Origin of the sequence: Acetobacter indonesiensis (assembly GCF_000963945.1) — a bacterium.
Lineage (GTDB): Bacteria > Pseudomonadota > Alphaproteobacteria > Acetobacterales > Acetobacteraceae > Acetobacter > Acetobacter indonesiensis.
In genome coordinates this window covers 52217-75955 of record NZ_BAMW01000007.1, presented here as the reverse complement: position 1 = coordinate 75955, position 23739 = coordinate 52217, and the positions used below count along the sequence as shown (strand labels likewise).

Here is a 23739-nt window from a genome sequence, read left to right as displayed (position 1 = left end):
CGACCGCAATGTCGACTTCCCCCGCACCAGCTGCTTCCGAGCAGCCCGATGTCGCCGCAATTGCCATCCTCACGCCAGAGGGGCTGGCGGCCTGCCTTGCCCGGGAACTAAGGGACGCCACGCCGGAAGATGCCGCCATCCCTCCGCGGGAGGAGGCTGTCGCCATTTTCCGCCGTTATCTGGGGCGTTATCAGGCTGATGTTCGCACACGGTTTGAACAGCATGTGCTGAAGGGCACTGGGGCTGCCAAACTGATCGCTGCGTTTACGGACGTCATGCTGCGCGGCATTGTTGATCTGGCACTGCGTGCCACCGGTCAAGCGGCCAGTGTTGATGATATTGGGGCTGAACACCGGCGGTCTGGCCGTCTGGTCGTTGCCGCAACAGGCGGATACGGGCGCGGCCTGCTGGCCCCATTCAGCGATATTGATCTGCTGTTCCTGACGGAAGAGGACAATGTTGAAGCCGCTCATCGGCTGGTAGAATATGTTCTCTATTTCCTTTGGGATTTAGGCGTAAAGGTTGGCCACGCAACCCGCACTATCAGCGAATGTATTGAGGAAGCCCGGAAAGACACAACCGTCCGCACTGCATTGTTGGATGCACGCCTGCTGGCCGGGGATGCCGCGTTATTCGCGATGTTCGAAGCCCGCTATATTGTCGCGTGTGTGGAAGCCGGGCCTGCTGGCTTTATTCAGGACAAACGGCGCGAACGTCTTGAGCGTCACCGTCGGTTTGGGGACAGCCCCTATCTGGTTGAACCCAATCTGAAAGAAGGGCGCGGCGGCCTGCGTGATTTGCAGACACTTTACTGGATGTGTCGCAACACATTTGGTACCCGGCATGTAACAGATCTTCTTGCCCCAGATTTTATCTGGATGGGCATCCTGACCGAGCAGGAAGCAGCCCGAGCCCGACGGTCGTGGGATTTTTTGTGGACCGTGCGTCTGCACCTCCATTATGTGGCTGGCCGGGCTGAAGAACGCCTGACCTTTGATATGCAGCCCGTCATTGGGGCGCGTATGGGCTATACGCGTCATGGCCGCCAGAATGGCGTTGAACGCTTTATGCGCCATTATTTTCTGACAGCGCGTGAAGTCATGCGGTTGACGCACGTTCTTGAACCAGCCGTGCTGCGGCAGGCGCAAGGGCCGGTGGCAACGGCAGCCAAACCTGATGACGCAATGCGTGAAGCCGGATTTACGTTGCTAGATGGTCAGATTCTGCCCGAACGTGGTATCTCGTTCGATCAGGAACCGATCAAAATGATGCAGTTGCTGGACTGGGCGCGTATGCGGCGCAGACCGCTGCATCCTATGGCCCGGCACCAGCTAATCCGCTGGGAAAGACGTGCAAGTGCGCTGCGGGACGACCCGGAAGCCGCGCGTATCTTCCTTGACCTGCTGTGTGGTGAAACCGCAGCCCTTGAACAACCGCGTCGCCGTAAGGAAGCCGCCCCCCCGGCAGAGGCTGACGCCGCTGCGCTCGTGCCGTCTTACGAACAGCACACACCGCCCGGTCATGCCCATTGGCTGCATATTCTGAATGAAACCGGTATTTTCGGGCGGCTTATTCCAGACTGGGCCCGCATTGTGGGGCAAATGCAGTTTGATACCTATCATGTGTTCACAGTGGATGAGCACACGATAGAAGCTATCCGTATTATGGATGAAGTCGCCTCTGGTCGCATGGCGGATGAAATTCCGGTTGCCTACGAACTGGTGAAGGGGCTTCATTCTCGCCGGGCGCTGTATATGGCTGTGCTACTGCACGACATTGCCAAGGGACGAGGCGGAGATCATTCGGAAATCGGGTCGGAAATCGCTGCCGAACTCTGTCCTAAACTGGGGATGTCGGGTGAGGAAACGGAAACCGTTTCATGGCTGGTGCTGCACCACCTGCTGCTAAGCCACACCGCCTTTCAGCGGGATATTGACGACCCCAAAACCATTCTTGACGTTGCGGATATTGTGCAATCACCGGAACGTTTGCGTCTGCTTTTGCTGCTAACCATTGTTGATATGCGGGCTGTCAGTTCCCGCGTGTGGAACGCTTGGAAAGCAACCCTGCTGCGTGAACTCTACGTCAGGGTGGCAGAAGTTCTGGCAGGTGGCCTGGCCACTACCGAGCGTGACGTGCGTGTTCGTCATGCCAAGGAAATTACGGCAGAAATTCTAACCGAAGACGGCGTGGCAGAAAGCGATATCAACCGTTTTCTTGACCTCGGTTACGCTGGTTACTGGCTTTCCTTTGATCATGAAACGCACAAACGCCATGCGCGGCTGATTCGTGAAGCAGATGCCAAGGAAGCGCCGCTAACAGTCGAAGTGCTTCCGCTCCCTGCGCGAGGGGTGACTGAGGTTACGATCTATACAATCGACGTCCCCGGCCTGTTCTCCAAAATAGCTGGTGCATTGGCGCTTGCCGGTGCGTCTATTGTGGATGCGCGTATTCACACCATGATGCACGGCATGGCGCTTGATACGTTCTGGATTCAGGATACCGCAGGCAGCGCTTATGAAGAAACGCACCGTCTGGCGCGCCTGTCTTCCCTGATTGAGCAAGCTCTGAGCGGCCAGATTGATATCGGGGCAGAAATTGCGCAGGCCGGGTTTGGGCATATGCCTATGCGGATGCGGGCCATCCATGTGCCGCCGCGCGTAGTGATCGATAACGGGGCATCAAACACCTATACCGTTATCGAAATCAACGGCCGTGACCGTCCTGGCCTTCTGCACGACGTAACTGCGGCAATGAGCGAGGAAAGCCTTCAGATCGCATCCGCTCACATCACTACCTATGGCGTGCGTGCGGTGGACGTTTTCTACGTGAAAGATCTGTTCGGGCTGAAAATCACGGATAAAAAGCGCCTTGATGAAATTCGGGAACACCTTCTGTCCTGCATGAAGGCTGCCGAGGCAGAAGCCAAAGCCCTGCATGATGCGCGCATGTCTGCCTGAAGGTTCTTTTCTAAAGACGTTAGCAAAAAGGGGAGGGCCGTTTGGTCTTCCCCTTTTTTATCTCAAGCGATTACCCCAAGCGGCTTCCGGCGATTCTGAAGCAGCTATGGCTAAAGAGAGTTTATCCTGCTGCTGCCAGCATAGAAATTCTGTTGAATAGAAAACTGCCTCTGCGGAAGTCGGATATCATAACGGACCCCAATCTAATTGGCGGTTCACACTCCCGAACGATCAGAAACCCATAGTTAGACAGGTTCAAGGGAGAGGGCTTTGCCGGGGCTGGCAGGTGAGAGCCCATAAGCAAGGCCACGCTGCAACGCCTGTCCTTCTGGGGAGGTTGGGTTTATCAGCCTATGGCGTAAAAACAGATCTATCAGAACCAGATTGACGTTGAACTTAAATTCATCCGTTTCACGCACTAACTCAAATGCCTCTTCAAGTTTGATCAGGCTGAAAGATTCGACTTCTCCGTCAGCGGCCTCCGGCGTGAAGTCTTCTGGTAGAAACAGGTCATAACAATACAGAATATCGCGTCGTAATCCTTCGGGGCGGTTCAGGGCGTAAACAATACGGCTGACTTCCTGCGCCTGTGCGGCAATTTCTGGGGCAATGCTGGCTTCTTCAGCCGCTTCTTTCAGCAAAGCTTCTGAGGGAGAATGACCGGCAGGCACACCGCCAGCAACCAGATGGTCAAGTTTGCCGGGGTCCAGTCTTTTGTTTCGGGCCCGTCGGCCTGTCCATAAATACAGGCCATTCTGTTTGCGCACCAGCCCATTCATATGCACGCCAATGGCAACCAGCCCGAACAATGGCAGCGCACCGCGGTCAATGCGGGCGATAGCGGGCTGCCCTACATCCAGTCTCACATCAAACAACTCATGGTGGGACCGATAAAACCCCTCCTGCGCCAGTTTTTCTCCCAAAGTTTCAAGGTCAGCCGGGTTGGCTAATGCGAAACCTTCCGTGCGAGACCCCAAGCCTTCCTGCTCCAGCCTGTCGGCAATGGCTGGGTCGATCCATCCGGCAGGTTGTCCGCCCAAAGAAAAAGCAAACCGGTTGCCGGGCACGACGGCGGTGTTGCACTGCCGGAGGTGACGAAGGAAAGGCGTATCGTCCGAAGGCATTCAAAATCCTGTCGCGCTGGTGAACGAAAAAGAGGGTCTGCTCCGCTTTATATCTGGTCTGTCGGGGGTGGAGGCAAGGTGCCGTGGGGTTGCAAAATACGGAAGGCGTGTCACATCCCGCTTATGTCACCTCGTCAACGTCGCGTTTCCGGGCCGTCTGAACAGTCGGCAACCGTTACTCTGTCCCGTCTGCTGCCATACCTTTGGCCGCGCGAAAACCGTAACCTGCGGTGGCGTGTGGTCATTGTGCTGCTGGTTATGGTTGGGGGAGAGTTGGCTACACTTGCCGTGCCTCTGGCGTACAGCAAGGTTGTGGATCGGCTTTCTCACCCGCAAAGTCTGGCATTGGCCCCCATGGCGCTGGTCATAGGGTATGGGCTGGTTCGACTGGTGTCAGCCGCATTGACCAATTTGCGCGATGCTCTGTTTGCCCCAGTGCGGTTCAGGGTGGCCCGTCAGGCAGCCTTCCGCAGCTTTCAGCATATGCACAAACTGTCTCTCCGCTTTCACCTTGACCGACGCACAGGCGGAGTTACCCGTGCGATAGAACGCGGCACGGAGGGCGTGGAAACGCTGCTGCGGATGGGTATGTCGCTGTCGCCCACAATTTTGCAGGCGTTGCTGGTGGCCGTCGTCATCTGGCGCGTATTTGACTGGCGCTACGTCGCGCTGATTGTGGTGATGATAGGGGCGTATATCGGCTTTACGGTGAAATTCACCTCATGGCGGCTGGGGATTCGCCGCCAGATGAATGAAACGAACAGCGAGGCATCAGGCAAAGCGCTGGATAGTCTGCTGAACTATGAAACCGTAAAATATTTTGGGAACGAGGTGCACGAGGCCACGCGCTACGACAATGCACAGGCCCGCTATGAAACAGCTGCCCGCAAAACCCAGTATTCGCTGGGGGCGCTCAACTTCGGGCAGGCTGCAATTATTGCTGTGGCGCTGACACTGGTGATGCTGCTGGCCGGGCGGGATGTTGAAGCAGGGCACATCAGTGTGGGGCAGTTCGTGATGGTGAACACGTATCTATTGCAACTCTATGGGCCGCTGAATTTCCTTGGTTCGGTCTATTCTGCCATTCGTACCGCCATGGTTGATCTTGAGCACATGTTCGGTCTGGTTGAAGAGCATGTCGAGGTTGCAGACCCCGCTACGCCGCGGCCTATCGCTGCCCATTTGCAGGATTCGGATGCGGCCCAGGTCGAGTTTCGAGATGTCAGATTCGGTTATGGGCCAGAGCGCGAAATTCTTCACGGCGTCAGCTTTATTGCCCAGCCGGGGAAAAAGCTGGCGATTGTCGGCTCAACCGGCGCGGGTAAATCGACCATCAGCCGTCTTCTGTTCCGGTTTTACGATGTCTGGTCGGGGGCTGTTCTGGTGGATGGTCATGATGTGCGGGAATACAGGCAGGCTGATCTGCGCGCCGCCATTGGTGTGGTGCCGCAGGATACCGTCCTGTTCAATGAAACTATCGGCTATAATATTGCCTATGGCCGGTTAGGCGCGACCCCCAGCGAGGTCGAGCAGGCGGCACGTCTGGCCCAGATTCATGACTTCATCCTGTCCCTGCCAGATGGGTATAATACACAGGTTGGGGAGCGGGGGCTCAAGTTGTCCGGTGGTGAGAAACAGCGCGTCGCCATCGCCCGGACGATTTTGAAAGACCCACGCGTTCTTGTGCTTGACGAGGCCACAAGCGCGTTAGACACACATACCGAACAGGAAATTCAGGTTGCTCTGAAAACGGTCTCTGCGCGCCGCACCACCCTTGTCATTGCGCATAGGCTCTCCACCATTGTGGACGCAGACGAAATTCTGGTGATGGGGCAGGGTGTCGTGCTTGAACGTGGCACGCACGATGCCCTGCTTGCGGCAGGAGGCCACTATGCAGCCATGTGGGCTGCACAGGGGGCGGAGAGCGTGACAGAGCGTCTGACGGATACTGAATCGCAGTAAGGAGAGTCTGTCTCCAGATGCGAATCGTTTTAGCGGTGATCTCGCGATGCGCGTGTATGCCGCGCAGGAAAAGGATGAAGTTTTCATGACGGATACAGAAGGCACTGCACCAGCACAGGGCACCACACCAGAAGTGCCTGATGAACTGGCAAAATGCGCCATGGTTATTGAAAGTGCGGTTGAACACCTGATCAAGGAACAGCAGCCACCTCTGGCCATCGCGTCCGCTCTGCTGGGCGGATCTCTGGGCCTGCTGGCGCGCAGCATGGATAAAGAGACTATTCTGCGTATTCTCGACTCAGCCGCCAGCAGCGTTCGTTCAGGCGAAGTTCATGCCTCTACAGCAGGAGAAAACGGCGCACAAAGCGAGAAAGCCTGAGGTCAACCCTTGACGGAAGGCCGTGGCTCAGCCATAAGCCGCGCCAATCCTGAATGTGGTCGCCGGGCAAATTTTGTCTCGGCCCTCTGTTTTTATGTCTAACAAGGATGAGACAATGTCCCGTCGCTGCCAGATCACCGGCAAAGGCGTGCTGACCGGCAATAACGTCAGCCACGCTAACAACAAATCCCGTCGTCGTTTTCTGCCTAACCTGCAGGAAGCGTCTCTTCTGTCTGATACGCTCGGTTCTTCCGTTCAGTTGCGTGTCAGCACCCGTGGCCTGCGCACCATTGAACACAATGGCGGCCTGGATGCCTTCCTGATCAGCACGCCTAACCGCAAGCTGCCAGAAGAAGCACAGGTTATCAAACGCCGCGTTCTGCGCGCTCAGGCCAAGAAGCAGGCTGCTGCTGGCGCCTGATTCAGGGGTTGAGCCTTAATTCTGCGGTTTCCGGGCCTGTTATTGTCTAACTGGCCCGGTTTCTGCGGTTCAGGTGTCTGGCAGGGTGCCAGATATCTTTTACGTCTATCGGCCGGTTTCCGGCAGCCGGGCTACCTGAAAAAATTCGGGTGCCAGCACGGTGTTCGGCGGCCACAGGCGCGAAGGAAGAGTTCCATCGCGCCTGACCTGTTTTCTGGAGGTTTTCGTGTCCGCCAAATCCGAACTGTCCAAGATCCGTAATATCGGGATCACCGCGCACATCGACGCGGGCAAGACAACCACGACTGAACGTATTCTCTACTACACCGGCGTGTCTCACAAAATTGGTGAAGTGCACGAAGGTAACACCACCACTGACTACATGGCGCAGGAACGTGAACGCGGTATCACGATTACCTCCGCTGCCGTGACGTGTGAGTGGAATGACCACCGCATCAACATCATCGACACCCCAGGACACATCGACTTCAACATCGAAGTGAACCGCTCCCTGCGTGTGCTCGACGGTGCTGTGTTCATTATTGAAGGCGTGGCCGGTGTTCAGCCGCAGTCTGAAACCAACTGGCGTCTGGCTGACCGCTACAAAGTTCCGCGTATCATCTTCATCAACAAGCTGGACCGTACCGGTGCAGACTTCTATCGTGCTTTCGACACGTTGAAAGAAAAGCTGGATATCGTTGCTATCCCGCTACAGCTGCCGATTGGTGCAGAAGACCAGTTCCTGGGTGTTGTCGATCTCGTTGAGATGAAGGCAATCGTCTGGGAAGGTGGTGAACTGGGCGCTAAGTTCCACGACGAAGAAATTCCGGCTGACCTGAAGGAAAAGGCTGCTGAAGCCCGCCAGAACCTGCTCGACACAGCATTGTCTGTGGACGAAAAGGCAATGGAAGAATACTTCGAAACAGGTGAAGTCTCCATTGAAACCCTGAAGCGCTGCATCAAGAAGGGTGCCATCTCCGGCGAATTCCGTCCGGTTCTGTGCGGTACGGCCTTCAAGAACAAAGGTGTTCAGCCGCTTCTTGACGCCATTATCGACTACCTGCCTGCTCCTGATGACGTTGAAGGCATTCGTTGCGCTCCGCCGGAAGGTGAAGAAGAAAACGAAAACGCCCAGCCAATCATCCCGGTTGACCCGGATGGCAAGTTTGCTGGTCTGGCATTCAAGATCATCAACGATAAATACGGCACGCTTACCTTTGTACGCGTCTACCGTGGCGTTCTGAAAACCGGTGATACGGTTCTCAACACCACCAAAGGCCACAAAGAACGTATTGGCCGTATCTACCAGATGCACGCTGACAAGCGTGAAGAACTGACCGAAGTTCATGCTGGTGATATTGCTGCATTCGTTGGTCTGAAAGATTCCCAGACGGGTGACACGCTGGCTGACGCTGCTGACCCGGTTATTCTTGAACGCATGACGTTCCCGGTTCCGGTTATCGACATTTCTGTCGAACCGAAGACCAAAGACGCTGTTGAAAAGATGACTCTGGCCCTGCAGAAGCTGGCTGGGGAAGATCCTTCTCTGCAGTTGAAGACCGATCAGGAAACGGGTCAGACCATTCTGTCCGGTATGGGCGAACTGCATCTCGACATCATCATCGACCGTCTGCGTCGTGAATATGGTGTGGATGCAAACGTTGGTGCTCCGCAGGTTGCTTATCGTGAAACCATCTCGAAGCCGCACACGGAAACCTACACCCACAAGAAGCAGTCTGGTGGGTCTGGTCAGTTCGCTGAAGTCAAGATCATGTTCGAACCGCTTGAGCGGAACGAAGACATCCAGTTCGAAAACAAGGTTGTGGGTGGTACCGTGCCGAAGGAATATATTCCTGCGGTTGAAAAAGGTATTCGCATGCAGTCTTCAACGGGTGTTCTTGCAGGTTTCCCGACTGTGGACTTCAAGTTCACGCTGCTTGACGGTAAGTACCATGACGTTGACTCGTCCGCTCTGGCGTTCGAAATCGCGGCAAAGGCTTGCTTCCGTGAAGGCATGAAGCAGGCTGGCCCTGTTATTCTTGAACCGATCATGGACGTTGAAGTCACCACCCCGAACGATCACGTTGGTGACGTGGTGGGCGATCTTAACCGTCGTCGTGGTATGATCCAGAGTCAGGAAACATCTGGTTCAACCGTTATGGTTCGTGCTCATGTGCCGCTGAAAGAAATGTTCGGCTACATTTCTCACCTGCGTTCCATGACAAAGGGTCGTGCATCCTTCACCATGCAGTTCCATCACTACGATCCGGTGCCGCGCAACGTGGCAGAAGAAATCATGGCACAGTCCAAGTAATCTTCTTTCCGGTTACAGGAACACAGAAAAGCCGCTCCATCTGGGGCGGCTTTTTTTATGCAACGGTGCTTTTAGCCGTGAGTGGGTAAGAACTAACTGTGTGCCGCGTTCAGTTTTCTGGCCGCATCACCGTAATGGACAAAAATCGGCCTATCTGTTGTTTCTTACTTCTCATCTCAACGACGCGTCATGTGTGGTGAATGCACATGAGGGCGTTCTGGCAAGAGCATGCTTTAGCAAAGCCTGCAACAGTCTCTGATATGCTTGCCTTGTTATAATTGACTGATTGTATCTGGATTTTTGCTTTTTCAGCGCGAAAAGTGATCGTGAGACAGCGCCATTGGGGCGTAGTCTGCTTGGATTGTTTCGACCAACATTCTCGCGTGTTGAATGAGGAGTGTCAGGTAGGGGAAGTCTTCTCCACCTAACAGCCCTCCATCACACATTACTCTTTCTTCTATTTTTGGTTTTTAAGCTTTTTATTCCAAGCAGCTCTTATTTCATCAGGCGTCATTTGCTTCTGAGCCTGAGGGGCCGGTTTGCCGTTTGGCTTTTTCTTGCCGTCCGATTTCTTTGACGGGTTTTTTACGCTTGGTGCTTTTTTAGTTCCTACAGCGTGAGAAAGATTGCCTGGCGCAATACCCGCAGCCGGGTTGGTGTTGACCTCCTGCACGGCACGGCCGCACAGGGATTTATCGCCCACCCCGAACTGGATGGTGGGCAACAAAGCCAGTGGTGGGAAGACAAAGCCTAGCCCAGTTGCGGCAGCGGCACGTCCAAGTATTTCAGCCCCCGGCAAAACGGTAGGGGATTTTATGGGGCCGTTAATATGGAACGCCCCCGGCAAAGATGCGATGGTCGGGCCTTGGGACCGTGTCGTCAGCGCGTAATCAAGTGTGTTGTTGCGGAAATTGATGGTGCCGTGGCCCAGTGTCCGGGCTTCCCCGGTTTCAAGCAACAATGTGTTGGTTGAAACAATACCGTTTTTAAGCGGCATATCGGCAATAAAGCAGCGGATATCTGTGTGTGCAGGCAGGCCCAACGCGCTTAGAACCGCGTTGCCCAACTGAAGCCCTAAGACGTTTGGCAGAATTGCCGTAATATCTCCGCCTTGATCAAGCACAAGCGTTAGCCCACCATTGCCTGCGGCCATCAAGCTCGCGATTGAGTTCCCTTTGGCTTTCAGCGTCATATGGCCGCCAATGATACCTTGTGCTTTGGAACCTGCCGTAGCCTGCATGACACGGGCGAGGTCAATGCGGGCAAAGTCGATGCGGGCGGTTGTATCAAACAGCTTGCCATCAGGCTTTAACGTGGCCGAACTGGCAAGCGTGCCTTTACCAACGGCAAAGTTCAGGCGCTTCAGATCAATCGCGCCATCTTGCACGAAGAATTCGGCGTCGATGTTATCCAGTGGCAGCTTCTGGTTTTCAATATGCGCACCATGATAGGTAACGTGGGCATTGACCGCATTAAGGCGAGGAATATTGATAGGGGTATCGGGCAATACGGTATTGCTCTTGGCGTCAGCTTTTTCTTCAGCCTTTGTCTTGTCGGGCTTGGCCCCGATAAATCCGCCCAGATCAACAAGATTAACTTGTTTGGAATGAAGGTCCGCCTGAACAAAAGGTGGTTTTTTGTGCGGGTCCACTTCAATGGTGCCGCCAATATCACTGGTTCCCATCTTGCCTTCAAACTGCCTGAAGACAATGTGGTCGCGTGTGTAGTCTAGATTGCCGGTAATGGCGTAGGCGGGGGTACGGGGAATGGGCACCCCCGTTAGCGGGTACAGCAAAGACATATCTGGGCCCGCAAAATGTAGTTTAAGTTGCGCGCCACCCAGTTCGAGCGGATGGGTAATTGATCCTTTCAAAGTGGCGTTGGTCGGCCCGTTTTGCACACTCAAATCAACCGGGTAGGGCTCCTTGTCAGCCACAAAGGACAGAACAGCCCCCCCAATAAAGTGGGCGGTAATGGGTTGGTGAGCATAGCGGCCTTTGCCATCCACGCGAATGGTGCCGCGGCTTTTATCTTGTGGTGGGGTCGTATTGATGGCCATTTGCATGTCGGCCTGTAATGGGTCGTGTTTGACATGCAGATTACCGTCAGTGATGCGTAACTCCCCAATATCAGGGAGATTTGAGGTGCTTTGGTCTTTCCCATCCTGTTGGGGGGCGGGTTTGCCGTCTTCTGTAAAGCTGTAATTATTGTCACCATTTTTCCGGGCAAGAATATCGGCTTTTGGCTGATCAAGTGCGATCAGCGGCACATGAAGGGTGCGGTGCCAGAGGTATGACCATACGTCGACAGAAACGGCGACTTCCCTGGCTTCAGCAAACAGGTTTTTCTCTTGTTCAAAAGCCTCGGGTTGTTCAATTTTCAGTCCGTCAACCTTCACGGTCGTGACGCGCCCAAGGGCGACATGCAAATGTTCAATGGTCGTTTTTCGGTGAAGCATGGCTGTTGCACGCGAATTGACCAGTGGCACAAACCAGTCCCATGACCAGAAAACGATCAGAAGCACGATAGCCAGCAAAAAAGCGCCGAGTGTTATCAGAACCGGGTGTCTTTTGGGCTTCGGCTGCTTTGTAGTTTCAGTCATGGGCAGAATGTCCTTGGGAATGGTTGCCCACAACAGACAGGCATCCAGAAAAGGGGAAAAATCTCTTACACATCACAGGCATAACGGTTGGGTGTTCCTATTTGAGAATTGGAACGCAGGTTTCTGGATGTTGGTTCCTGTCAGGCTGCTGTGCAGAAGCGGCTTTTCTCCGCCTAATGCTCTGAAAAACCGCAAAAAGAGACTGGTCTCGGCCAAGCGCCTTCGCCTAAACTGGTAGAAAGAGTCTGTCGGCGCGTAAGAAAGAAAGTGGCAGAAGTGACATGAAGCAGACACTACCGACCCTGGAACAGACGTCCTTCCAGCACGAGACGCCTTTGCAGATTGCGGATGATACACTCCCTCTTGTCGCGGCTTACAAACAGTCCCGCAGGCAGGCGTTACGGTCTGCCTTTACCGCCGGAATAGGGGCTGCTGCCTTCATGGCGGGGCGATCAGTCTTCGCGCAGCAAATGTCTCTACCGCTGGCTTCTTCGTCGCCCGACAGAATGCCTCCCATCAATGGCGTGTATGACTGGCACGCGTTACCGCCTACTCCGGCGTCGCTTGAGAGTGACGCGGGTGGCCAGATGATGGATACCGGGTTCGTACCGGGGCAGGGGCGGGCGCAACTCTATTTTACCGCTGCTGGGCAGGGTGTTCCCGTTATTCTGCTGCATGATGGACTGGCAAATTCTGATTACGTGAGCGACCTTGCGCGTTCACTCCTTCGGGCCAGATGCCGCGTTGTCGTGATGGATGCCCGCGGGCACGGGCGCAGCACAATGGGCAAGCTGCCGCTGAGTTACGATCTGCTGGCCGATGATGTGGTGACTCTAATGGCTTATCTTCATATTCGGAACGCCGCCTTTGTGGGGTGGGGGGACGGCGCGGTGCAGGCCATGAACGTCGCCATGCGGCATCCCGGCACGGTATCCCGTATTTTTGCATTCGCGCCCCGTATGTCTGCCGATGGCTATATGGAAGCCGGGCAAGACAGTTCAGATATGAAATCTTTTTTGGTGCGCGCACGCAGCGAATATAAAAAGCTTTCCCGTGACGGTAGTTTTTCTGATGTGCGTGATGCCGTGAATGATCTGCACCGAAGCGCACCAAACTGGAGTGATGCAGACCTCCAGCGGGTTACTGCCCCATTATGGGCGGTGGCCGCTGATCGGGATAGTGTCATTAATCGTGCGCAAGTGGAGCATATTTCTGGAACGATTGAAAATGCTGGTTTTATGGTTCTGCCCAATACCAGCCATTTTGCGCCGTTGCAAAACCCACTTCTGTTTGCGTTGTCTGTCGAAAGTTTTTTCGGGGGGCGATAATTTTTTTTGTAGGGGAAATGGAAAAGCCCTCGGGAAAACCGAGGGCTTTTTTTATACCATGCGTCTCAAATAAATTGGTGCTTAACCAAAAGCGCCAATATCATGCATGACTGCAACACTGATTTCACGAGCAAGTTCAAACATCTGACGCATGGGAATAAAGATTTCCCGATGTTCGCGGATGTAAATGCTTTCCTCACGCGGCCCACGCGGTTCATGAAAATCGAGATCAGACGCAGCGGTTCCGGATGGGAAAATATGATCCATCTCTTTTAGAACAGCCGGAATTTCCAGGCAGAGGATCTGCTGCATCATGACGTCGCGGTTGAAGCCGCTTCTGGGCATGAAGAAGGGAATACGGCACGCCAGAAGCCAGATCTGTTCAATCAATGCAATCCGAATGGCATGCAGAGCACGCAGTCGGTCAGATCCATGCGGTGCTTCCTCCCATGCTTCGCGCAGGGCAAGGTGGTCTGCCTGAATACGGCGGAACATGGCATGAAGGTCAGCGGAAAAGTCCAGTTTTTCTAGATCGCGCATCAGAGATAAGAAGGCGGCACGGCGCGTTTTTGAGGCTTCGCCCGTAGCGCGATCCAGCCAGAAACCGGGGTCAAGCAGTTGGATCACGCATTTCAACACCCGATCATCCGAACTGGCCAACGCATGTTGTGCGAAGTCGAGTGCCCTATGAAAACGGGGGCTGGATGTATTGAAAGTTTCAAACGTGTCCGGGTGCCTGCGTGCGGCGGCCCCTAAGCCCTGCAACGTATTGGCGCACCATCCCAGTTGTTGAAGAATAGCATTATTGGGTATGGCCCGAAGCTGACTGGGGTGGCTCAAGCGGGTGCGGTTGGCGGATTCCGCACTTTGCCGTGCAGGTGGGCGAGAGCCGGTACGATCAATCAATGCAGGCCCGAATGCGCCCAGCAGCGCAGCGTATCCGGGGTCTGCAACCAGCTTGGTCATGCCTTCCGCAATGCTGGAGAAAAAGTCTGCTGAAAAATCTGGCTGTTCGTAAACCGGGTCTCCCGCATGATGAAGCGGTGTAAACAGATTTTCCGAAATCGAGGCAATGGTTGCCCCTGCCAGTTCAGGTGTGCCGAACAGAAGGTATCCGTCTCCGCCCTGAAACGCGGTTTCTTCCCGACATGTAATCCCGCTTTCTGCAAATTTGGCCCGGACGTGCGGGGGCGACAGATAATTCAGGCGATCAGCCATGCGGAAGGGATGTGCACCACGGCCGATGCTTTCACCGTGCGTATCAAAGAAAATAACTGTAATATCTTGCAGGTTCCAACGTGCAAGCTGGTCATGAATGCGCAGGCGTAACCGTTCTATCAGGTTGGTGGCTGCAAGCTGCCCTACGTAGCGTCCAGAATCAGAATACCCGAACTGGAAGCACATGCGGCCTGTGCGTCGTACATAATCGCGCCATGCGGGTGAGCGCAGAACTTCTTCAACAATTCTGTCACCGTTGGTCAGGGCATCTTCGGTTTCAAAAAGGGGCGAGATTTCCAGCTTGTCAGCAATGCCAAAATATGTGGCCGCCCACAGGGCCGCCAGCAATGTGTAACCTGTTTCGGTTTCTGCAATCAGGAAGCGAACAGGCGTGTCCGAATCAATATGTTTGATAATCTGCGCGACTGTCATCATCAGTCGGCCTGCTGTTGACGGGTCGCTCATCAGGGAGCCGAAATCGACCGGCACAGTCTCTGCCTGATCAAGTGCGTCATTAACCCGGTTTAGCAGGGCGCGCCGGTGCGCTGGGTTGCCGGGATCATCAGGAATATTCAGCTTCTGACGAACAAAATTGTGAATCTGTGTGGCGTTCAGTCGCACATGTGTATGGGCTAGCGCCAATCCATGAGCCAAAAACCCTGCTCGTGCGACAGCCAGTGGTAAACGTGCCGCCTCTGGGGCTGCGTTAATTGCCGCCTGCAAGTCATCAGCCAGATCCGAAGCCTTGTTCAGTGCTGTGGCATGGTTGTTGACAAGAAGGTCTGCAAAGGACGCAACGGCTTGCGGGTCTGCGCTAGTAGGCGTTGTCGCAATCTGCTGCTGAATGACAGCAATCGCTTTTTCCAATCTGTCTGCCAAGACAGGGGCTGACACGCCAGAGGCTGCAACCTGCTGCTGAAGCCGCTCAATCTGGAATAGCTTCATGCGTAGGCGTAGGCGCAGGGTATCCCACCAGCCAATATCAGTGCGCCCATCGGTATCGTAACCGACCCAGCTTGTTGCAATAATCGGCTGCGGGCTGAGCGTATGCCACACGTCTGGCCAGTGATGATGTGCTGCTTCAAGCAGTTCGACGGTCAATAGATCAATGGCGTCGCGTGCACGGGCAATAGCCTGCGTTGCCAGGTCAAATTCTTCATTCAACGTGGGTGGTGCGGTGCGTCGATGTGTTTCAAAAAAAGGAGCATCATCGGGCAGAACGGGTTGAGACGCACATTCGGCCAACGCAGAATAAACGTCATTACTGACTGCAAATGTTGGGTGAGCGGTAAAAACGGCAGCAAAGCGGGTTGGGGTCAGCGCCTGAATAAAAGCCTCTGCTGTGCGGGCAGGAAGGCTTTCAATCAGTTTCTTTACGCTGTCTTTCAGGCGCTCGGCGGTGGTTTCGGGGGACGTGCCCCCCACATAACGGTGCAGTCGGCCTGCACGACGCAGAAAAGCCGAATCTCGCAGGCTCTGAACCAGCTTGGTGACATCGGCGCGCGAAAGCGTTCCGTCCTCTAAAGCAAAACCAATCCGATGCGCCGTTGCCATGACGGGGTTTGGGGTGTCGGCGCCAGCGGCCGCCGTATCTTCCAGCATAGGGGCCAGTAGAGACTGAATATCTGGAGAGAGTGAGGTGAGGTCCATAAAGCGCCGTCCACTGTTTGAATTTTATTTCTAGGAAACAGACCTGCCTACATTTTCATGTCTGTTCATCGGCGGCAACTGCCTCACGCACTCTTGGGGTGTGTGCGGGGGAGTGCTATCGAGAACCTCATGACGTCTTATCCGGAAAATGATGGTGACATCGCCGCTCGCAAAGCCCTGAAACGCTATCAGCGGGCCGCAACGGGGCTGCTTGTTTTTATGGGTGGTCTGACTGTGGCGGGTTATGCTGCGCCTGCTGCCGGCTGGGTGAAGGACGGCTTCTGGCTGGAAATGTTTCGTGCTGGTGCCCGCGCTGGTGTGGTCGGCGGGCTGGCTGACTGGTTTGCGGTTGTGGCGCTGTTTCGGCATCCGCTAGGGCTGCCTATACCGCACACTGCGATTCTGCCTGCCCAGAAGGAACGGTTGGGCAGGGCGTTGGGGCGGTTTGTTTCCGGGCAGGTTTTTACCGAAAAAGAAGTTTCAAAAGTTCTGTCTCAGGTTGATCTGCCCGGCTTTCTGGCAAACATGCTGGATGACCCTGCGGCGCGTGAGACCATAACCCGGTCCCTTCTTTCTTCCATGCCGCAGATGCTTGATCGGTTGGAAGACGGTCGGGCCAGTGGGGCGATAGGCAAGATTTTCCCACGGCTGCTGGGTGGTAGTAACCTTGCACCAATCGTAGCCAAGGCTTTGCGCAGTCTGGTGGATGATGACCGGCATCAGGAAGTGCTTTCTTATTTGCTGGGGCAGATCAAGGATGGTCTTCAGGCCAAAGAAGGCGCACTTCGCAGCATGATTGAAGACCGGGTGCGTGAGCAGGGCGGTCGTATTCTGGGCTGGGCGATTGGTGGCTCTATCGCCACGCGGGTTTTGATGGCGGCCAGTAAGGAACTGGAACGGGTTGACCCCCAGAATTCAAGCCTGCGTGAAGGTTTTACGGCGTGGGTGCGCGGCCAGATTGACAGGATAGAAACTGACCCGGAACGCGGGAGCGAGATATCGCAGGCGGTGCTGGGGGTATTGTCGCATGAAAGTGTGGTCGTCTGGTGGGCGGATATCTGGCAGCGCTTTCGCCGTCTGGTTGAAGCCGACGTTGATGATCCCGAAGGGCGCATTGCCTCTATCGTGCAGGATGCCTTGTCCCGCATGGCCACGCAGGCACGGCATGATCCGGTGTTGCGTCAACGCATAATGGACAGTGTCAGCAAAGCCACCTTCAAGGCTCTGCCTTTTGTGCGCGACCGTATGGCAGACTTCATTGCCCGTGTGGTGGCAGGGTGGGACGCAGTGCAGATTGCTGAAAAGCTTGAACTGCGCGTTGGGAAAGACCTCCAGTTTGTGCGGTTTAACGGCACGTTGGTTGGATTCGGGGTGGGGGCGCTTCTGTTTGCCATCCTGCGTCTGCTGTTCGGGCTGAACGCGCAGTAACATGACCGCAGCCCCCATGCCCTTCCGATCACGTTTGCGAGGCAGGGCTGCCTACTGTCGTTTTGGGTTGACGTTTACAGGACTTGGCCCCATGTGTCTGAAACAGGACCTGACAGGTCTCCAATCTGGTAATGCAGGATAATGCTGAAACTTTCCCGCCTGGCCGATTATGCGGTTGTCATACTTGTAAATCTTGGTGAACAGGATGGTGTTGTCACATCTCCTGCGCTGTCTGCTGAAACCGGCGTGCCGGAACCAACAGTGGCCAAAGTTCTCAAGGTGTTGTCTGCCAATAAGTTCGTACTGTCCCAGCGTGGGGCAAAGGGCGGGTATCGTCTGGCGCGGCCATTGTCTGAAATTTCGGTTGCCAGCGTTATCGCCGCAGTCGATGGCAAGATTGCCCTGACAGCATGTGTCGATGGCGGCGGATGTGATACCGGCGTGTCATGCGGAATGTGCGGAAGCTGGGACACCATCAACAAAGCCATCCGCGACACGCTGGAGGCTATTTCATTGGAGACCATGCGTCAGAAAAGTGCGTGTGGGTCCGCTTTTATGAAGAAACCAATGCCGATCAGTGCCAGCGCAGGACGTGAAGGGGGCGTGAGCTAATGCCAGCAGTAACCGAAACGCGTGAAGCCGTCGAAAAACTGGGTCAATCTTCCTATAAATGGGGGTTTGAAACAGAAATTGATATGGACCTCGCCCCCAAAGGGTTGAACGAAGACACCATTCGTCTGATTTCTGCCCGGAAGGAGGAACCGGAATGGCTGCTTGAATGGCGGCTTTCTGCGTTCAAGGCGTGGCAGCAGATGACAGAGCCCACATGGGCCAAAGTCAAATATCCGCCGATTGATTATCAGGACGCGCATTATTACGCGGCCCCGAAAAAGAAACCCGGCCCGAAGTCGCTGGAAGAAGTCGATCCGGAACTGCTGCGCACCTATGAAAAATTAGGTATTCCGCTGCATGAGCAGGCTATGCTGGCCGGAGTTGAATTGCCGGAAGGTGAAACAGCCCGTCCGCCTGTTGCTGTTGACGCGGTGTTTGACAGTGTTTCTGTCGTCACAACTTTTCGGAAAACGCTTGAAGAAGCAGGCGTGATTTTCTGCCCGATTTCCGAGGCCGTGAAAGACCACCCTGACTTGGTGCGGAAGTATCTGGGCACGGTGGTTCCAGCAGGCGATAACTTCTTTGCAGCACTGAACTCAGCCGCCTTTACCGATGGCTCCTTTGTGTTCGTGCCCAAAGGCGTGCGCTGCCCGATGGAGCTTTCTACCTATTTCCGCATCAATGCCCGGAATACCGGGCAGTTTGAGCGCACCCTGATTGTAGTGGAAGACGGCGCATCTGTTTCCTATCTGGAAGGCTGCACTGCCCCCATGCGGGATGAAAACCAGCTTCATGCCGCTGTGGTTGAACTGGTAGCTATGGAAGATGCGTCCATCAAATATTCCACAGTGCAAAACTGGTATCCGGGCGATGAAAACGGCCGTGGGGGTATCTATAACTTCGTGACCAAGCGTGGCGCATGCCGTGGTGCGCGCTCCAAAATCTCCTGGACACAGGTTGAAACCGGGTCTGCCATTACCTGGAAATACCCGTCCTGCATTTTGCAGGGTGAGGGCTCGGTCGGCGAGTTTTATTCGGTTGCGGTGACAAACAACCACCAGCAGGCTGATACCGGCACGAAGATGATTCATATCGGGCGCAATACGCGCTCAACCATCATCGCCAAAACAATCAGCGCCGGGCAGTCAGACAGCACCTATCGTGGGTTGGTGCGGGTACTGCCAAAGGCATACGGTGCGCGTAACTTTACACAGTGTGACAGCCTTCTGATTGGCGACCGCTGTGGGGCACATACCGTGCCGTATATTGAAAACCGGAACATGGGTGCGCGGATTGAGCATGAAGCCACCACATCGAAAATTTCGGAAGATCAACTGTTCTATTGCCGTCAGCGTGGCCTGTCGGAAGAAGATGCAGTTGGTTTGATTGTCAACGGCTTCTGCCGGGATGTGCTGAAAGAGCTGCCCATGGAATTTGCTGTTGAAGCACAGAAACTTTTGCAGATTAGCCTTGAAGGCAGCGTAGGGTAAGGGAGTGCAAGACATGACCCAGTTTTTGGATATAGCCGGTCTGTGCGCCCGGATTGATGCTGACGGGCAGGAAAAGGAAATTCTGCGTGGGGTGGATCTGAGCATCCCGCCGGGTGAAGTTCATGCCATCATGGGGCCGAATGGTTCTGGTAAATCCACTCTTTCTTACGTGTTGGCAGGGCGTGAGGACTATGAAGTCACAGCCGGTAGCGTGACCTTTCAGGGGCAGGATTTGCTGGCAATGGAGCCGGAAGAACGCGCTGCTGCAGGTCTTTTTCTGGCGTTCCAGTCTCCTATTGAATTGCCGGGTGTGAACAACGCCAATTTTCTGCGCACTGCTGTTAATGCTGTGCGTCGTGCCCGTGGTCAGGAAGAGCTTGATGCCGTCGCGTTTCTGAAAACGGCGCGTGAAGCATCCAAGGCTCTGTCCATGGCCCCGGATATGCTGAAGCGTAACGTCAATGTTGGCTTTTCCGGCGGTGAGAAAAAGCGAAACGAAGTGCTGCAAATGACACTTCTTCAGCCGTCTTTTGCCATTCTGGACGAAACAGATAGCGGGCTGGATGTAGATGCGCTGCGGATTGTGGCAGAGGGTGTTAACCGTCTGCGTTCGCCCAGCTTCTCTGCATTGGTGATTACTCACCATCAGCGTCTGCTTGATTATCTGGTGCCAGACCGCATCCATGTGATGGCAAAAGGACGTATTATCCATTCTGGTGGGCCAGAACTGGCCAAACAGATTGATAGCGAAGGCTACACCCGGTTTCTTGCGGAGGCGGCGTGAACGCAATCATCAAAGATCCCTCAGCCTCACTCGTACCGTTCAAGGCGCGTCTTGACGCGGTAACGGACCCGGCACGACGGGCGGCTTTGGGGGCGTTGCACAGGGTTGGTCTGCCAGACCGCCGTGTGGAAGCATGGAAATATACGGGGTTGCGTTTTTTAAACGAAACAGCCTTTGCCACAGCACCTCAAGAGATCGATCGCGTAAAAGCCCGTGCAGAACTGGAGCGACTGGGCCTGACGTTGGGTGAAGCCGCAAGCCTGCCTCGACTAGTGTTCGTGAACGGTCGTTACGCAGCTGACCTGTCCGTTGAGCCTGAAAATGTTGATCTGACATTTTTCAGCAAGATGCAGGCGTTTGGTTCACTCTCCAGCCCAGACCGCGATGCACTGACCGCCCTGAACGCTGCGCTGGCTACCGATGGTGTTCAGCTAACGGTTCCGGCCGGGATTGATGCTGGTCGTCTGCTGCTGGTGTCTTTGGGGCAGGCTGCTGACCCGATTTCTTTCCATCCGCGTCACTCTGTTACTTTGGAAAATGGCGCAAACCTTTCCCTGCTATGTGTCCAAAGTGGGGAAGGGCGTTACCTGCACAATCCAGTCATGGAACTGTCTGTTGCAGACAATGCCCGCCTACAACATTTGACCATTCAGACAGAAGGTGACGATGCTGCATGTTTGGCAACGCTGTATGCGCAGATTGAAGAGCACGGGTCGTATGACAGTTTTGTGCTTGGCCTAGGGGCGGCTCTTTCCCGGCATGAAGTGCATGCCCGTCTGAACGCTGCGCATGCACAGGTTCATGTCAACGGCGCACAGCGTTTGCAGGGCCGTCAGCTTGGGGATGTTACCAGCGTCATTACCCACGCTGCGCCTGACTGCAATTCACGTCAGACGGTTCGTAATGTGCTTGATGGACAGTCTCGCGGTGTGTTTCAGGGCAAGGTGCTGGTGGAGCGTATTGCCCAGAAAACCGATGGCTATCAGATGAATCAGGCGCTTCTGCTGTCTGAAACAGCAGAAATTGATGCCAAGCCGGAACTGGAAATTTACGCTGACGATGTGAAGTGCAGTCACGGTGCGACAGTCGGCGCACTGGATGATGAACAGATGTTCTATCTGCGCAGCCGTGGCGTGCCAGAAGCCGAAGCACGGCAGATACTCATTCATGCATTTCTGGCGGAAGCATTGGGGCTGATCCCTGATGAACTTGCCCAGACCATTGCAACGCGCATCATGGAACTTCGCTTTCCGGTAACAGGGGAGGCCTGATTATGTCTGCCACAGTTGAAAAACGGCCAGCACACCAGTTAGACAGCGCGGCCATTCGCCAGCAGTTTCCTATTCTGTCACAGCAGGTGCACGACCGGCCGCTGGTGTTTCTGGATAGCGCCGCTTCTGCCCAGAAGCCGAACGCCGTTATTGACTGCATGGCAGACACCATGCGCACCCAGTATGCCAACATCCATCGTGGCCTGCACTGGATGAGCGAACGTACGACCGAAGCTTATGAAGGTGTACGGGATGTTGTGGCGGCTTTTCTGAACGCGCCATCGCGTGAGGAAATTGTTTTCACCCGGAACAGCACCGAGGCCATCAATCTGGTGGCACATTCTTTCGGTGCGTTGCTGAAGCCGGGGCAGGCAGTTGTGATTTCCGAAATGGAACATCACGCCAATCTGGTACCGTGGCAGATGTTGCGTGACCGTGCGGGTATTGAACTGCGTATAGCACCGATTACGGATGAGGGTGACCTTGACCTAGATGCGCTGCGTGATCTTCTGGCCGACGGTCAGGTGGCGCTTGTCGCTGTGACGCATATGTCAAATGTGCTGGGTTCGGTCACACCTGCTCGGCAGATTGCGGACATGGCGCACGAAGCCGGGGCGCAGGTGCTGTTTGATGGCAGCCAGTTTGTGGTACACCGCAAAACCGATGTGCAGGCGCTGGGGGCTGATTTTTACACCTTCACCGGGCACAAGCTGTATGGTCCGACCGGTATTGGCGTGTTGTGGGCGCGCAAGGCTCTTCTGGATGCCATGCCTCCTTTCATGGGTGGTGGAGACATGATTTCCACCGTGACGTTTGAGCGTTCAACATGGGCGCATGTGCCGCATAAGTTTGAAGCCGGAACGCCAGCCATTATTGAAACCATAGCGCTTGGCGCGGCTATAGCGTGGATTGAGCAGATTGGGATGGAGGCAGTTGCAGCGCATGAAGCTGAACTGACAACATATGCGCTTAATCGTCTGGCGGATGTTCCGGGCCTTCGGGTTGTTGGTGCGCCGCACGACCGTGGCGGCGTTATTTCTTTCGTAATGGATGATGTGCATCCGCATGATATTGCGACCCTGCTTGACCGTAATGGCATTGCCGTACGCGCAGGGCACCATTGTGCAGAACCGCTGATGCGTCGTCTGGGGCTTACGGCAACGGCACGTGCCAGCTTTGGGGTTTATACGATCCCGTCGGAAATTGATGCTCTGGCTGAAACGCTTGTGCGGATCAGGAACTTTTTTGTGTGAATAAGGGCGTGGATGGCAGCGCGCTTTATGATCGGTTGATTGTTGAGCGGGCGCGCAGCCCTCTTTTTTCAGGCAGGCTTGAACAGCCAGATATAACCGGTGAAGGGAAAAATCCGCTCTGTGGGGATAAGACACGGGTGGAACTTACCCTTGATCAGGACCATATCAGTCTGGTCAGGCATCATACGCGTGGATGTGCCATCTGTCAGGCCGCCGCAGATTTGATGGCTGAACGGATAACAGGGCTGAAGCCAGCAGAAGCCCAGACACTAAGCCGTCAGTTTTCGGCCATGCTGGTGGCGGCTGATGTGACATCCGCCTCTGATGGTGGAACAGAACAACCTTTCGCTCTGGGGCCGCTTGAAGCATTCGCCCCACTGCAGGCGCACCGGGCGCGTATTCGGTGCGCGGAACTACCGTGGGTCGCTTTGAAGGAGGCGCTTTCTCATGTCGACGTCTGAAAAGGTGCATGATCCTGATATGCTAGACGCCAACCATACAGCCGAGCCAACAGCCGCCGTGTTGAACGCAGATCAGCCTGATGAGGGCGCAGATAAACAGCGTGTGGAAAGCTGGACACCCGATAACGGAGACGTAGCAGCACCTGAAACGGCTGCGCCCAATGGTGTTGCGTCTGAAGATGCTGTGATTGAGGCGATTGCCACGGTTCATGACCCGGAAATTCCGGTCAATATCTACGAGTTGGGCCTGATCTACGCGATTGATCTTTATGATGATGGCCGCGTTAAAATAGAAATGACCCTGACGGCCCCCAACTGCCCCAGCGCACAGGAATTGCCGGTGCAGGTAAAGGAAGCAGTCGAAAAAGTGCCGGGTGTGGTTTCTGCTGACGTCGAGATTGTGTGGGATCCGCCATGGGATATGTCGCGGATGAGCGATGAAGCCCGCCTTGCGTTAAATATGTTCTGATCAGGAAAGGACG

Annotated in this window: 17 protein-coding genes; 14 read left to right on the top strand and 3 right to left on the bottom strand. The window is 54.9% G+C overall.

The features are described 5' to 3' along the window. Nucleotides 1–8 precede the first annotated feature (8 nt). On the top strand, nt 9–2960 hold the full coding sequence (locus tag Abin_RS03195; protein WP_048844914.1) for a [protein-PII] uridylyltransferase: 2952 nt from the start codon (nt 9–11) through the stop codon (nt 2958–2960). A gap of 245 nt (nt 2961–3205) precedes the next feature. Here the strand turns inward: Abin_RS03195 and Abin_RS03190 are convergent, their stop codons facing one another. Continuing rightward, on the bottom strand, nt 3206–4084 hold the full coding sequence (locus Abin_RS03190; protein ID WP_048844913.1) for an NUDIX hydrolase: 879 nt from the start codon (nt 4082–4084) through the stop codon (nt 3206–3208). Between the two features lie 189 nt (nt 4085–4273). On the opposite strand from Abin_RS03190, the gene Abin_RS03185 reads away from it, so the two are divergent. The 4 genes from Abin_RS03185 to fusA all read left to right on the top strand — a co-directional run bounded on the left by Abin_RS03185 (nt 4274) and on the right by fusA (nt 9160). Continuing rightward, entirely contained in the window at nt 4274–6046 is a 1773-nt protein-coding gene (locus Abin_RS03185) for an ABCB family ABC transporter ATP-binding protein/permease (protein ID WP_174766849.1), read from the top strand. Between the two features lie 85 nt (nt 6047–6131). Further along, nucleotides 6132–6425 carry a hypothetical protein gene (locus Abin_RS03180; RefSeq protein ID WP_048845027.1) on the top strand — a complete coding sequence of 98 codons (294 nt, stop codon included), beginning with the start codon at nt 6132–6134 and terminating at the stop codon, nt 6423–6425. Between the two features lie 115 nt (nt 6426–6540). Then, complete coding sequence (rpmB, locus tag Abin_RS03175; RefSeq protein WP_048844911.1) at nt 6541–6846, top strand: 50S ribosomal protein L28; 306 nt, start codon at nt 6541–6543, stop codon at nt 6844–6846. A gap of 226 nt (nt 6847–7072) precedes the next feature. Continuing rightward, the gene (gene fusA, locus Abin_RS03170; RefSeq protein WP_048845026.1) at nt 7073–9160 is read left to right on the top strand and encodes an elongation factor G; all 2088 of its coding nucleotides are present in this window, start codon (nt 7073–7075) and stop codon (nt 9158–9160) included. A 457-nt stretch (nt 9161–9617) separates the two neighbouring features. On the opposite strand, the gene Abin_RS03165 is transcribed toward fusA, so the two are convergent. Further along, nucleotides 9618–11762 (bottom strand): AsmA family protein, encoded by a 2145-nt coding sequence (locus Abin_RS03165; protein WP_048845025.1) that lies wholly within the window; start codon nt 11760–11762, stop codon nt 9618–9620. Between the two features lie 281 nt (nt 11763–12043). Here Abin_RS03165 and Abin_RS03160 point away from each other — a divergent pair, with 281 nt between their 5' ends. Further along, on the top strand, nt 12044–13090 hold the full coding sequence (locus Abin_RS03160) for an alpha/beta fold hydrolase (RefSeq protein WP_084593427.1): 1047 nt from the start codon (nt 12044–12046) through the stop codon (nt 13088–13090). 81 nt (nt 13091–13171) lie between these two features. Here Abin_RS03160 and Abin_RS03155 read toward each other — a convergent pair whose 3' ends face one another. Next, nucleotides 13172–15958, bottom strand: coding sequence for a phosphoenolpyruvate carboxylase (locus Abin_RS03155; protein WP_084593426.1), 2787 nt, complete (start codon nt 15956–15958; stop codon nt 13172–13174). Between the two features lie 129 nt (nt 15959–16087). Here Abin_RS03155 and Abin_RS03150 point away from each other — a divergent pair, with 129 nt between their 5' ends. The 8 genes from Abin_RS03150 to Abin_RS03115 all read left to right on the top strand — a co-directional run bounded on the left by Abin_RS03150 (nt 16088) and on the right by Abin_RS03115 (nt 23726). Beyond that, the gene (locus Abin_RS03150; protein WP_048844909.1) at nt 16088–17386 is read left to right on the top strand and encodes a DUF445 domain-containing protein; all 1299 of its coding nucleotides are present in this window, start codon (nt 16088–16090) and stop codon (nt 17384–17386) included. A gap of 141 nt (nt 17387–17527) precedes the next feature. Then, nucleotides 17528–17998: an SUF system Fe-S cluster assembly regulator gene (locus Abin_RS03145; RefSeq protein WP_048844908.1), complete on the top strand. Its 471-nt coding sequence runs from the start codon at nt 17528–17530 to the stop codon at nt 17996–17998. Next, a complete protein-coding gene (gene sufB, locus Abin_RS03140) occupies nt 17998–19488 on the top strand; it encodes a Fe-S cluster assembly protein SufB (protein WP_048844907.1) in 1491 nt (496 codons plus the stop codon). The genes Abin_RS03145 and sufB overlap by 1 nt, the downstream gene beginning before the upstream one ends. A gap of 13 nt (nt 19489–19501) precedes the next feature. Next, on the top strand, nt 19502–20272 hold the full coding sequence (gene sufC, locus Abin_RS03135; RefSeq protein WP_048844906.1) for a Fe-S cluster assembly ATPase SufC: 771 nt from the start codon (nt 19502–19504) through the stop codon (nt 20270–20272). Next, entirely contained in the window at nt 20269–21543 is a 1275-nt protein-coding gene (sufD, locus tag Abin_RS03130) for a Fe-S cluster assembly protein SufD (RefSeq protein ID WP_048844905.1), read from the top strand. Before sufC ends, sufD begins: the two co-directional genes overlap by 4 nt. Nucleotides 21544–21545: 2 nt before the next feature. After that, nucleotides 21546–22796: an aminotransferase class V-fold PLP-dependent enzyme gene (locus tag Abin_RS03125; RefSeq protein WP_048844904.1), complete on the top strand. Its 1251-nt coding sequence runs from the start codon at nt 21546–21548 to the stop codon at nt 22794–22796. Further along, a complete protein-coding gene (gene sufU, locus Abin_RS03120; protein ID WP_048844903.1) occupies nt 22793–23257 on the top strand; it encodes a Fe-S cluster assembly sulfur transfer protein SufU in 465 nt (154 codons plus the stop codon). Before Abin_RS03125 ends, sufU begins: the two co-directional genes overlap by 4 nt. Further along, nucleotides 23244–23726, top strand: a complete 483-nt coding sequence (locus Abin_RS03115; protein WP_084593424.1) for an SUF system Fe-S cluster assembly protein — start codon at nt 23244–23246, stop codon at nt 23724–23726. The genes sufU and Abin_RS03115 overlap by 14 nt, the downstream gene beginning before the upstream one ends. Nucleotides 23727–23739 lie beyond the last annotated feature (13 nt).